The 12042-nt window shown below is 49.3% G+C and carries 18 protein-coding genes and 1 pseudogene; 6 read left to right on the top strand and 13 right to left on the bottom strand.

Features of this window, described 5'->3' with window-relative positions; all coding sequences use genetic code 11:
- Positions 1–21: 21 nt before the first annotated feature.
- The 12 genes from virB10 to ACOTX1_RS21995 form a co-directional block, all read right to left on the bottom strand.
- Positions 22–1182: a type IV secretion system protein VirB10 gene (gene virB10, locus ACOTX1_RS21940; RefSeq protein WP_000101710.1), complete on the bottom strand. Its 1161-nt coding sequence runs from the start codon at positions 1180–1182 to the stop codon at positions 22–24.
- The gene (locus tag ACOTX1_RS21945; protein ID WP_000735066.1) at positions 1182–2066 is read right to left on the bottom strand and encodes a TrbG/VirB9 family P-type conjugative transfer protein; all 885 of its coding nucleotides are present in this window, start codon (positions 2064–2066) and stop codon (positions 1182–1184) included. Before ACOTX1_RS21945 ends, virB10 begins: the two co-directional genes overlap by 1 nt.
- 10 nt (positions 2067–2076) lie before the next feature.
- A complete protein-coding gene (locus ACOTX1_RS21950) occupies positions 2077–2775 on the bottom strand; it encodes a virB8 family protein (protein WP_000646594.1) in 699 nt (232 codons plus the stop codon).
- Complete coding sequence (locus ACOTX1_RS21955; protein WP_012561180.1) at positions 2765–2923, bottom strand: hypothetical protein; 159 nt, start codon at positions 2921–2923, stop codon at positions 2765–2767. The genes ACOTX1_RS21950 and ACOTX1_RS21955 overlap by 11 nt, the downstream gene beginning before the upstream one ends.
- Before the next feature lie 70 nt (positions 2924–2993).
- Positions 2994–4034, bottom strand: coding sequence for a type IV secretion system protein (locus tag ACOTX1_RS21960; protein WP_421766873.1), 1041 nt, complete (start codon positions 4032–4034; stop codon positions 2994–2996).
- Positions 4035–4049: 15 nt separating this feature from the next.
- The gene (gene eexN / locus ACOTX1_RS21965) at positions 4050–4277 is read right to left on the bottom strand and encodes an IncN-type entry exclusion lipoprotein EexN (protein WP_001749959.1); all 228 of its coding nucleotides are present in this window, start codon (positions 4275–4277) and stop codon (positions 4050–4052) included.
- A 7-nt stretch (positions 4278–4284) separates the two neighbouring features.
- On the bottom strand, positions 4285–4998 hold the full coding sequence (locus ACOTX1_RS21970; RefSeq protein ID WP_001749960.1) for a type IV secretion system protein: 714 nt from the start codon (positions 4996–4998) through the stop codon (positions 4285–4287).
- A 17-nt stretch (positions 4999–5015) separates the two neighbouring features.
- A complete protein-coding gene (locus ACOTX1_RS21975) occupies positions 5016–7484 on the bottom strand; it encodes a VirB4 family type IV secretion/conjugal transfer ATPase (RefSeq protein WP_224743086.1) in 2469 nt (822 codons plus the stop codon).
- A gap of 131 nt (positions 7485–7615) precedes the next feature.
- Entirely contained in the window at positions 7616–7933 is a 318-nt protein-coding gene (locus tag ACOTX1_RS21980; protein WP_000496058.1) for a VirB3 family type IV secretion system protein, read from the bottom strand.
- Positions 7934–7982: 49 nt separating this feature from the next.
- Positions 7983–8276, bottom strand: a complete 294-nt coding sequence (locus ACOTX1_RS21985; RefSeq protein ID WP_001749962.1) for a hypothetical protein — start codon at positions 8274–8276, stop codon at positions 7983–7985.
- A gap of 9 nt (positions 8277–8285) precedes the next feature.
- Complete coding sequence (gene korA / locus ACOTX1_RS21990) at positions 8286–8567, bottom strand: transcriptional repressor KorA (protein ID WP_000440698.1); 282 nt, start codon at positions 8565–8567, stop codon at positions 8286–8288.
- Between the two features lie 8 nt (positions 8568–8575).
- The gene (locus ACOTX1_RS21995; protein WP_001749963.1) at positions 8576–9310 is read right to left on the bottom strand and encodes a lytic transglycosylase domain-containing protein; all 735 of its coding nucleotides are present in this window, start codon (positions 9308–9310) and stop codon (positions 8576–8578) included.
- Between the two features lie 108 nt (positions 9311–9418).
- Here ACOTX1_RS21995 and ACOTX1_RS22000 point away from each other — a divergent pair, with 108 nt between their 5' ends.
- The 6 genes from ACOTX1_RS22000 to ACOTX1_RS22025 are packed head-to-tail and all read left to right on the top strand — an operon-like array spanning position 9419 to position 11650.
- The gene (locus ACOTX1_RS22000; RefSeq protein ID WP_000960954.1) at positions 9419–9724 is read left to right on the top strand and encodes an H-NS family nucleoid-associated regulatory protein; all 306 of its coding nucleotides are present in this window, start codon (positions 9419–9421) and stop codon (positions 9722–9724) included.
- 15 nt (positions 9725–9739) lie between these two features.
- On the top strand, positions 9740–10084 hold the full coding sequence (locus ACOTX1_RS22005; RefSeq protein ID WP_001749964.1) for a hypothetical protein: 345 nt from the start codon (positions 9740–9742) through the stop codon (positions 10082–10084).
- Positions 10081–10395: a TrbM/KikA/MpfK family conjugal transfer protein gene (locus ACOTX1_RS22010; RefSeq protein ID WP_001749965.1), complete on the top strand. Its 315-nt coding sequence runs from the start codon at positions 10081–10083 to the stop codon at positions 10393–10395. The genes ACOTX1_RS22005 and ACOTX1_RS22010 overlap by 4 nt, the downstream gene beginning before the upstream one ends.
- A gap of 35 nt (positions 10396–10430) precedes the next feature.
- Positions 10431–10742, top strand: coding sequence for a hypothetical protein (locus ACOTX1_RS22015; RefSeq protein ID WP_001452736.1), 312 nt, complete (start codon positions 10431–10433; stop codon positions 10740–10742).
- A gap of 49 nt (positions 10743–10791) precedes the next feature.
- Complete coding sequence (locus ACOTX1_RS22020; RefSeq protein WP_015344958.1) at positions 10792–11439, top strand: restriction endonuclease; 648 nt, start codon at positions 10792–10794, stop codon at positions 11437–11439.
- Between the two features lie 4 nt (positions 11440–11443).
- The gene (locus ACOTX1_RS22025; protein WP_001749967.1) at positions 11444–11650 is read left to right on the top strand and encodes a hypothetical protein; all 207 of its coding nucleotides are present in this window, start codon (positions 11444–11446) and stop codon (positions 11648–11650) included.
- Between the two features lie 10 nt (positions 11651–11660).
- Here the strand turns inward: ACOTX1_RS22025 and ACOTX1_RS22030 are convergent.
- Positions 11661–11933: pseudogene (locus tag ACOTX1_RS22030) on the bottom strand (IS1 family transposase); the annotation flags it as partial.
- Between the last annotated feature and the right edge of the window lie 109 nt (positions 11934–12042).

Below are 12042 nucleotides of genomic sequence, written 5' to 3' on the forward strand. Positions count from 1 at the left end.
GGGCGCTAAGCGCCCACTTTTTTAGTTGTCTGCGAGCGTATAAACGCCGCTGAAATCGAGGTCGCGGGCAACAAAAATGCTCACCGCATCACCCTGCTGATCGTAGAGGGTAGGGGGGATAGACATGTAAGAGCGAAGTGCTTCAGACGCCAGCTGCTCACCGCTGTTTTCTGTGCTGTTGTACTGAATGTTATTACTCTGCGTCTGGTTAACCAGCGCCGTTAAGGTGTCAGAGAACAACGAAATCATGATCGCACCACGCAGACGCTCCCACATATGGGTATCCACCTGGCCCGGAATCCCCGCGCTGCCGAGTGAGTTCGTTCCGGCACTGTCAATATTAACGATTGTCCCGTCCTGGTCATTGCGGATACGCTCCCAGAGAACAAACACGCGCGCCTGGCCGTCTTTGATACCACCGGTAATCTGCCCGTCAACCCATGAGCCTTTATCAATCAGCCTAACGAGTCCATCAGCTGAGTAAACGTCCTGTGAAACCCGGCAGGAAACCTGACCCGGAACAGTGGTATCCAGCTCGGTGCCGGTACCACAGGGGATCATTTTGCCTTTCGGAACAGTCAGGCTGGGATTAGCCATGACTCCAGCGCGGCTAGCCTTCAGCCTTGCAGGAGTCAGGTTTTTAGCGAGTGCTGAACTACCTTCGCTTGTTTCGTTGTCCTGGGGCTGCACTCCGGGACTATTGCTTGTAGCCGCCTGATTAGTCTGGGCCAGCTCGCCGCCCAGACGACGCTGCATAGCCAGTTCTTCAGGCGAAGGTTCTTTACGCTTATTAGAGGTACGCGCGGCGGTATTGCTGCTGCCCGCATCTGCATCTGCCTGTGCGGCAGCCTGCACAGCACGGGCATCAGTGGCGCTATTCTGCGCAGTTGCAGGTTTATTAACATCAGGATCGCTGTTAAAGCTGTAGTTTGGCAGTGTATTGGCCTGTTGCGCTTTACCACCGTCTTTATCAGCTTCAGCTTTAGCCGGGGTGCGAATTTTACCCATGACCGTAATCCCGATGAATACCAAAGCAAGCAGCGCCATCAGTATGACAAAGGCTTTCATACCAGGAGCCGAACGGCGGTTACTGCCTTTAAATCCGCCACGCTCGCTTTCAAATTCACCGTCTCCGGTGTTTTCATCGAGTTCCTGATCTACATCGACACTTTTACGGGCCATCAGTTATCCTCCCCAATTTGAACCCTGCGCACATCCGGGGAAGCCGTACCGGTTGCTACCGCACCGGCGCCCGGCGCGAAATTATTATTACGAACGCCAACGACTTTATCGCCCAGACGAATACGCCACTCTTTAGCGACGGTTTCCACCTCGATGATGTTGCGGTTCTCACCCACAACATGAGAGTTAGGCAGCGTTTCTTTGCCACTGGCCGAGATCATGTAGACCTGCGGTAACTCCGCATTGGCCGGAAACTCAAACCGGGTAAAGCGGTAGTTATCCCAGACGTGAACCGGCTGGATGCTGCGCATTTCAGGCTGTTCGCTCATTACGTACTGATAGTTCTTCGCCCCCGCAAAAGCCGTCTGCTTCAGCTTCTGCGTAATGCGTTTTTTATCAGCCGCGCTTTTGGCTTTTTCCTGCTGCTCAAACGGATATTCATAGGTCAGCTGAAGAACGGCCTGGCGCACAGCCCACGGCGTTTCAATAAAGGATTTTGATACCGTACCGTCTGCATTTTTCTTCGTTTCTTCACCGATGAAATGGAGGACGATGTTATAGGTGCGCTTATCGGTGACGATCACCAGGTTGGTATCACTCATGGCCTGTTTCGGCTTCACAAAAAAATGGTTCATTTTGTGCGCAAACGTCCAGCTTTCAGAATCGCCAAAAGCATGAGTGATATAGGTTTCGTCAGGCGCGACAACAATGTGGGTAGCCACACCGGCGATAGCGTCAATTTTGACCACATTAACAGGGTTATAAACAACGCTTTTAATGCGATAGTCATAAGGAGAATTGCGGCCAACCTCAAGCGCCATAACGTTAGTGGCCGCGCCTCCCAGGACTGACAAAACGACTGCTGAAAGAAGTAGTTTTTTCATGGGGCAGCCCTCAGTTAACTTCAGGGTTGACGCGATAACTCGTCACGCGGAAACCCAGCGGGTTGACATAACGCTGCTCAGCATTCATCGCCAGCGATTTATATTCATACCCCATAATGGCAATCCAGCGCTGCGGCTGATCATCAACGGGATTGCTGCGCACGCGGCGAACCGTAGTAAAGCGTATCGTTGCTACGCCGTGCGGTTTATCGAGGATCACAGAGTTAATCTTCACGCGGGTCGTTTCACTGTCGCCCAGAACCTTATCAAGACCGTTGCGGCCCTTGAACTTGCTCTGGTAAGACTCTGCCACGTTCGGCGTGGACATTAAGCCAACGGCCGTATAGTCGACCTGAACTGAATAGAAGTCATAGCTCTCACGGTGAATGACATATTGTGTCAGCCAGAACTTATCAATTTCGTCACCATAAGAGGTCTGGTCGCGGGTCAGCTTGACCTGCTGTACTTCGTGAGTGGCCTCGTTGAGCGTTAGCAGATGTGCGGGGATTGGCTGGCTGTACTTATGCACCACGTAACCAACTAAAGAGAGTGCAAAAACAGTTACCACCGCTGAACCGGTGGCAACCATCCAGGCGGTACGCCGGGACTTCAGCACTTCATCCATCAGATCAACTTCAAGCCCTTTACGGCTTTCGTTGAACTCTTTAATGGCTTCACGTGTAAGCCCTGTTTTTTTATTAGCTTTCATTTGCACCACCTTGCGTATCAACCGGGATTGTTTTGTTTACTGGAACGGTGTTGCTCCAGTCCGGCTCCGGTGGCGGTTTATGCCCGCTGGAACAGGCGCTAATCAGAAGAACTCCCATAAGCAATAAGCTGCGCATTACGGCATCCATTATCGGTTGTTGAACGTACTAATTATAATAAGTCGCCGAAATTGCAATTTCAACGACTTTTGTTTTAATTTTATGCAGCCTTCTTCCCGCGACTGCCCCTTGCCTTACCACTTAAATTAGAACCACTGCTTCCTCCGCTGTTGCTGCCACTTCCTCCACCTGCCGATTGCTGGCCGCCGCCACTGTTACCGCCTCTGAACGCATTACCGCCAAACATGCCGTGGCTGCCCATATTGCCAATCGCCTGCATGGAAGAACCCGTAGAGCGTGCGGCGTCAGCAACTCCGGCGCTGATACCGCTACCCCAGCTGGCGGCAATTTGCGGAATCTGGAACAGAACGAAAACGGAAATGACCGTCAGTAATAAGGCGGAGATAGAACCAGTGATTGATGAGTAAGCGGCATCAGAGTTCATCGAGGACAGGAGGTTGTCGAACATCTGCATGATGAAACCAAACACGAGCGCAAGAATGACGACGACAAGGCCATAGTTAATGACCGACGCCAGCCAGCGAGCAAAGATGTTTTTTGTCGCTCCCCACAGCAGGCAGAAGATTGCAATCGGGCCAAAACAAAGCGTAACGGCCAGAAGGATCTTAGCCATGATCACAAAGCCCGCACCGAGGCCGCCCAGCACAACGGTAGCAATCATCATAATGCCGCCAATGGCATACGCGGCCAGGCCGCTCGATGAAAACACGTCTGCGGCTTCCCATGCGGTGTTGACGATCTTGATACCTTTTTCAATACCGCTATCAATAATCGCCGGTACGCCACTTGCACCGACTTTATTAGGGGCAGACAGTATCCCGGCAAAATCATCCGGCAGGTGAAGCGCCACGTTGACCAGTTCCTGTTGATACCAACCGCCCGCCGTTGCAAAGCTCAGGATAAGGGCTATGGAAAGATACTCTTTAATCAGCGAACTCAGGCTGTCGCCCGCCCCCGGATTAAACGCTGAGTACATCCCCTGAACCATCAGCTTGATTGTCAGACAGGTGGCAATCAGAGGCGTTACATCAGAGATAATGGTGGCAACATTGGCGCTCACCATTGACGTAATCGCCCCGTCTACTTTTGCGAAAATGTCTGCGACTAGGGTGAATGCCATATTGCCTCCTTACTCCTAAATTTTCGGTGAATTGATTTCGCCGTCTTTTTTGCCGAACACAAACAGCTGACGATCGGCTTCGCGCGCGTTTTTGCAATCAGGTTTCTGAAGTTCATCCGCGTCTTTCTTGCATTCCTGAATTGTTGCCTTGCGCTCTTTCTCATGTTTTTTGTACCACTCCACGTCATGCGAGGCATCGCAGGCCACCAGGAGGAAAGGGATAACAAGCAGTAGTTTTTTCATAATTACCTCAGTTAATTGAAGGTGACGCGGTAACGTCCCCGCCGGTTCCAAAAACAAAATTGTGGGTGGCACGTTCTTTCTGCGCACGTAATAGCTTGTCCTGTGACTGCTGCAACATGTTCATCAGATTCAGCTTCGCCTGCTCACCCTGAATAGCACCCTGTGACGTCTGGATACGGGCCTGTAAGTCAGCAATCGATTTCAGGTCTGGAGTCGTTTTAATCTGCTCCGTCAGCTCCTGCATATCGGTTAGTTCCTGCATCTGGTTGTTGTAGGCTTTTTCTGCCATAACGCGGTCATAAGCGCCTTTTTCAGCCAGCTTTTTGTTCATGTAGGTAATTGCTTCGCTGGGCGTCATGTCGTCAACTTCCGCATTAAACTGGCCCATCATGCTGTTAACTGAAGGCGTGACGGAAGAACTGGAGTTCATGGCGTCGCTGTAGATCTCCTTCCAGTTGTCCGGCAAATTATTTGCCAGCGTGCTGGTAGACGTCCCCAGCAGATCGCCCAGGTTGGTTGTCTTTGCCATCGACTCATACATATTTTTCTGCGTTTGCAGCTGGCTTTTAAGCTGCTCCAGCTGCTGCGCCATTTGCTGAAGCTGCTCGACCTGTTTAGCCAGCTCAGTAGGGTTGGTCACGATGATGCCTGCGGAAGCGCTTTGCGCGCCTCCCAGAATCAGGCCGGTGGTCAGCAATACTGCCGTCAGTGTTTTTTTCATGGTGTTTTGCCTCGTTGTTAAGCCGTCAGGCGCCAGTATTCTTTGAGCCATACTTCAGGGTCATTACCGAGCCGTTCAACCAGCTCATGCGCAATTTCGGCGTTTTGTGGTTCACCGGACAACACGCTAAGAACGTTGTCCATTGTCTTAATATCTGCATCAATATCGTCGCTGTTGCGAGGGTAGAGATTGAAAGAAGCAATCGCAGACTGTTGCCCTTGTTTAACCAGGAACTGTCTGGAGTGTTCGGTAATCGACATCAGCGCGTCGTATTCAGCATCAGTAAGGAAGGCATAATCCTCTCGGATAGCTTCCGGATCGCGCAGGCAGATTTTTGTGACGGTCTGCGACATGATCGTGCGGCCAATACGGCTGGACAGCGCATCGTTCGGCTCCTGCGTGGCAAACACATAGATAGCGTCTTTCTTACGGTCAGTTTTGATACCACGCTTAACTTCACGCTCGATAACCGGATCGTCAAGGTAGGCGTGGAACTCGTCAAAGCACTGAATGACGCGGCGTTTGCCGTCGATGGAGTCACGTACCCGGTACAGAAGGTACATCATGAGCGGAGTACGGGCCGGGCTGGATACTTCCTCTTTGGCTGCGATAAACTCGGATAAATCGAAGCCAAAAATATCATTCGCGCTGAGATCCAGGCTGTCTTTATCATTGTCAAACAGCCAGCCATACTGGCCTTCGCGCGTCCATTCGCGCAGCAGCCCTTTCAGTGATACGCCATTTTCCACAACTTCATTCACGTACCCGTCCAGGATAGTAACGGTGCGCGCCTCGCGTGGAATAAGTGAGCCTTCCCCCATAACCGCATCAACGCCTTCAGCCAGTTCGGTAGCCATCGTTGCGCTGATAGGCCCGTTATTGGTGGTTTCCACACAAATGCGGAACAGGTTTTTAATGAGGGCAATATTGCGTTTGGTCGGTTCAATCTGAAGCGGGGCAAACCCGGACGGCATACCCTGTTGCAGAACTTTATAGTAGCCACCAACGCTTCGAATGAACGGCTCCATACCGCGGTCACGGTCATAAACAAAAAGCCGCGGGTTGTACTTCATTGACTGCGCCAGCAGGAAGTTAAGCAGCGTGGTTTTACCTTCCCCCGACATACCCGTTATTAACGCATGGCCCAGCGGGCGTTTACCGTAGGAAAGTTCTTCAAGCGGGGTCACATGGAAATTAAAATAGAGTGGCGTACCGCTGATCGTGCGGAACATGGTCAGCGCTGGCCCCCACGGGTTATTGTCAGGCTTGCCACGCATAAAATTGTGGAACGGGCTGAAGTGCAGGAAGTTCCATGAGTTTATCGGAACCGGGCGCGGCGCCCATTTCTGGTTGCCAGGCAGTCTCGCATAATATGCAGCCTCAGAGGCCAGGCTGATAGTCCCGCCAACCACGCCACAGCCGGTTAGCATAACCTTCACACGACGCGCTTTGCGCTGTACCGCGTTTTGGTCATTATCCCAGACATGCACGGTTCCATGATGGTAGCCCATCACGAACTCTCTGGACGTCAGCATATCGAGCGCAGTACCAAGCTGTGCCAGCTGGCTTTGCGCACGGTCGCGCGTTTCCTGCAAAGATTTTTCCTGATGCGTCAGAAACGTTTTAGCTGAAGATTCAGAGAGGCAAGAAAAACTCTGCGTCAGAAGGTATTCAAAATCGGCTTCTTTAAGCATGTTAAGCTGGCCTGGCTCTGTATCTTCTTCGTATTCACGAAATTCAATGCCGGTGGTATAGAAGTTGTGATCTACCGTTCTGATCTGGACAACATCCCCCCACAGGGAGCTAACAGGGCGGTTGTCCATGATGTACTCACGGATACGATCACGGCAAACAGGCACGATGGCCCATTCCATATTTGCGAGGAAATAAAGGAACTCCAGCGCTTTTGAATAAGCGTGAGCCTGCGAAGGTTCAGGCTCGTTGCGTTCGATAACAATGGCTTCGTCAAAAATGTCTGATTCATCGACTTCAGCAAGTTCTTCACGTTCTTTTTTATCAGGCGCAGGAATTTCAACACCGCGTTTGTCACGATAATAGATACCCAACTGCTGAATGCCATACGGCTTCATTGCTTCCAGGATTTGTTCAGAAATATCTTCCAGACCTTCAAGCGCCTCATTCTGCATTTGCTGAATTTCGTCACGAGTCGGCTTTTCAAATTTCGCCAGAAACTTCTGTGTTTTATCCCCTACCTGTTTGTAAATAACGGTCAGATAAAGGTCATTAATCAGCTGCTTGGAATCACCGTGCAGCTTACGGTTATATTGATCAACATAAGCAGGGAAAAAATGGTCATACTCACCATCCGGGTACTCTTTAGCCTCATGGTGATATTCATGCGTCCACAGCTCTACATGGTCTGTTCCGAAGCTCTTGACCAGCGTATTAAGGTCTTTATGCCAGGTGACCAGTTCCCGATCTGATGCGCAGTCATGTGTGCGGCCATCCAGCTTGAAAAAAGCCATCAGATCGCCGTTTTCCATCGAAATCACGTAATCATTGAGGTGATAAGAATAGGGCAAATACTTTTTATTTACTGATGGCTCCTTACGGTAGGCATCAATTTTTTTTGGCTTCGTAGCGGTGGCAGCTCTCATTATTTTAAACCCTTACGTTTGTAGTCAACAGAGGAATAAGACGATCCTCCCCACTGCTTAAACGGAGAATCAAACCAATTACTGAATTTGGTTTTCAACCACAGGCCCATAATTCGAAACATGCGGTCGTCATATTTTGTTAATGCAGCTGAAGGAATCCACAAAAAGACGAACACCAGAATCGCCCACATATGAATAATCATAAAAAGCGAGGCAGAAATCATGAATATCATCATAGCTACATTACGTGGTACACCCAGCGCGCGAGGTAAGCGAGTCGCACCTTTGAAAAGCGGTCTTTTCCCGTCAACGAACATCTTTGTAGTCCTCACTTTGGGGGACAAAAGTCCCCCCTTTTCGCGTTGTTCAGCTTCCTACGCCCGTCAGGGAAACCAGAAATGATGCAGAACCAATACCAATCAGCGAGATTACGATACGAGGAATAAAGCTGGCTGGGATTACGTGAAGCATCCACATAAAGCAACTAACCATGATCGCAATAGCACAACCAATTGGAATCCATGTGCTCAACCACGTCTGGATTGATGTAGCGGTTGATTCACCAGTATCGGTGCCAGCGGCCAGCGCAATTTGCGGCAGGGCAATGGACAAAACGCCCATAACTACCGCAGGGCCATACTTCTTAAACAACGTGGTCATACTTTCTCCTTACTCACTATCTTCTGTTGATTGCAGATTTAACCGGCATTCTTCAACGCCACACTTATCTTTCAAAAACTCTGCCAGTAGCCTTAAATCAGCCCAGGTTCGTAGCTCATGCTCTTTGTTAACCCTAATGGAACATGCGATCTGGCCCAGCTGTTCATCGTCTATCTGAAAAACGGGATACCACTTCTTTAATGAAACCCGTTCTATCGTTACCTCCTTCACTTTTCCTGCTTCAAATAGCTCCAGGATCTGTGATTGCAATACAAGGTACAAACGTTCCATCCATAACCTCATTCCCCCTTCGCTGTTTCCTGTCTGGTTAAAAAGGCATCCGTATTATTTCGGCTGAAGGCATCGCCATCACCCGAACCAAAAACATCTTGTTCACCGTCATACTGCGGCGCCGTACTTTTTGCCTGCTGAGGCTCAGTCGCGGTGCTGTCCTCACTGGTCTGGCCGTCAGGTAGCAGCGTAGGGATTTTCAAATCAGTTGATTGACGCGCCACGTTGATAACTTTCGTGACATACCCGTTAGAAATCCCGTTTGTGAGTGAGCCGGTGTTGTAGCAGGAAAGCGCGTGTCTCAGCGCAACCTGCCCGGCTGGGTAGGATTTCAGGGCGCTATCATAACAGGCTTTAAGGATGGTCTGGCTCGCCCGCAGGTTGATGCAGGGTTTGAAAATATCGTCAACCGAAAGACCCAGGCCCACTAAATTATTTGAGTTAATTTGTGCAAGGCCCATATCAAAACTTTTATTATCCTTCAGCAGAACTTTCGCAACGCTGACGGCCTCAGCTTCAGTACGCGGTTGCTGTTTTAACTGAATACTACCGTTAATATTGATCCTGTACGGCCCATTTGAGGACTCATGGCCGACGATGTACGCCATCGTTAAGGGTGAAACATCAGGCGCACATCTCTGCGCAAGCCTGGCAACTTCATCGGAGGCAGGCGCAGCACTGGCACGGCCAGCACAAGCAAGGCAGGCCAGAGCGAGAACCAGGAGTTTTGGATGTTTACTCATTTATGTTTCACCGCGTAATTGTAATTTCGACGACTTTTGTTTATGATAAGGGCTAATGAGATCGTGTCAAGAAGAAACGAAAAGAAAACCGCTGAAGGAAGGAAGGTGATGCTGGTTCCCCTGAAATCAGAAAAACGACCAAAAGGCGAACCCGTGTATCGTGACCCGGATAACCCTTTTAATACGTGGACTGGTATAGGGAAGCGCCCGGCCTGGCTAACTGCAAAATTGGACGCTGGCATTAGCCTGGAAGCCATGAAGATGCAGGGCGTAGCCAACCCCAGAGAACATAGACCAGCAAAATACCGCGACCCCAGGAACGCAGAAAATACCTGGTCCGGGACTGGCCGCCGACCCACATGGCTCAAAGAGCTGCTTGATAGTGGTTTATCACTTGATGATCTGAAGATATAACCGGAGGGTATAAAAATGGGCGAACTTATTGATTTTGCGGAAAGGCAAAAAAGCAGAAGGAAGAAAAAGGCATCTTCCATTCCGCCCATTTTTAGAAAATTTCGTGTCCATGCGATCAGGTTACTCGCCAGCATCATCAAATCCGGCTCTTATTCAGTTGCTTATATTGTTAAGAAAATTACAGGAAAGTTAATCAAGTTTTACACAATTTTAACGATTTTCGTTTTTGTTGTCGAATATATTGCAGGCGATATAGGTTACAAATCTATTTATAACGCAGCGTTATTATTAATATTGCTTACCGTTATCAACATTCTGGCGAGTGTATATCTGAACAAACTGTTAAGGACAAAACAATGAAGAAACTCTTAATACCTCTGATAGCAGCTGGTAGTCTGCTTTATATTCCTGCCAGCCATGCTGAAGATCCCTGCAAAGTTATTATGTGCATGGCGGGCAAGCTCACCGGCGATAGCGGCGGAAGCGAGTGTAACAGTGCTGAAGCTGCTTTCTTCAATATCGTTAAAAAGAACAAGCACGGCTTTTTACCCAACCACACGAAGGATGCCAGGAAGGCTTTTCTTAATGAATGCCCGGATAATGGCGAAGGTGGAAGTAACCAGTCGATGATAAGCCAGATCATAAGTAAATACGGGAAAGTTCGCTTATAGGCGAACTAGGAATAATCTCAATTTAAGGAGCCAACGTGAAAAAAATAATATTAAGTGCATTAGCCTGTACAGCTCTCTTAACTGGTTGCGTCAGCCAGGATAAAGGTAATGCGATGCAGAGCCAGCTGAATAACCAGCAACGCCAGATTAACGAATTATCCGTTCGTTTGCAGTCTGCGGAGTCCCGGCTATCAAAGCAGGAAGAAAAGCTGCGCAACGAACTGCTGCAATCCAGCGGCTATTGCTATCTGAATGGCGCCCGCTACTCGACCGGCACCGTACTTTACGGGCGGATTTGCCAGAATCAGTCAGGCAGCGCTTCGTGGCAGGTATACAGCCGTCGCTAAACACCAGGGCGGTTTAACCGCCCTTTTCTTTACCCTCAGAAAGCCCACTATGACCATGATCCCCTTCCCCACTACAGAAAACCTTATTCTATGGGCTTGCAGCGCCATCGCACTGCTTGCCGTTGTATTCTTCCGGCGTTCAGTACGGCACAGGCGACACAAAAGGAAGCAGCAAAGTGCGCGGCGGGTGCTGGAGCGCATAAAGACGTTGCCGGGCTTCCCACAAAAAATTAACTACCTGAGGAAAATTGATCCTTTTGTGTTTGAAGAACTGTTGCTGGAAGGATTTGAAGCGCATGGCTTCAGAACCATCAGAAACAAACGCTATACCGGCGATGGAGGCATTGACGGCCAGGTAATAATAGGAAAATATCGCTATCTTATTCAGGCTAAACGCTATCGCGGCCATATTGCTTTACAGCACGTACAGGAGTTCGAGAAGTTGCTTAAACGTCATAACTGTCGCGGTCTGTTTTGCCATACCGGGAAAACCGGCGCAGGTTCAAAATCTGTCAGTATTGCCAGTGAACGGATGGAGATTATCAGCGGCCAGCGCCTGATAGATTTGCTCACGCCCGGCAGCTCCTTCACTATCGCAACCGCCCCGCAGACGATGATGAAGCGTACCGCAGCAACACTAGAAACGAGCACCATTGTTAAAGATGCCGGTAAAGAAAATCGATACCATGAGAGTTAATTAAATGAAGTCAGTAACTATAGAAGCAAAAACATTTGCTGAAATGTTAGGAATAACAGAAGGTGAGTTAATCTTTGCCATTAAGAAAACTGGCACATTCAAAAACAAGACCATCCCACAACCTCATGAGCCACATAAATCAAATAATAGATTTTTATATTCAGACGTAATGAGGTTTATAGAATCACTAAAAGACAAAGAGAACCGGTAATGACTCCAACTTACTGATAGTGTTTTATGTTCAGATAATGCCCGATGACCTTGTCATGCAGCTCCACCGATTTTGAGAACGACAGTGACTTCCGTCCCAGCCTTGCCAGATGTTGTCTCAGATTCAGGTTATGTCGCTCAATGCGCTGAGTGTAACGCTTGCTGATAACGTGCAGCTTTCCCTTCAGGCGGGGTTCATACAGCGGCCAGCCATCCGTCATCCATACCACGACCTCAAAGGCCGACAGCAGGCCCAGAAGACGCTCCAGCGTGGCCAACGTGCGTTACCTAACAATAAACCTGTTTAAATATCCAGATAAAAACATTCAATCTGGGTCAAATGAGTGATACAGTTTCACCCATAAGACCCAATGGAGGCAATATGTCTGAATT

This window comes from Enterobacter cloacae complex sp. IR5401 (genome assembly GCF_049238425.1).
Lineage (GTDB): Bacteria > Pseudomonadota > Gammaproteobacteria > Enterobacterales > Enterobacteriaceae > Enterobacter > Enterobacter hormaechei_C.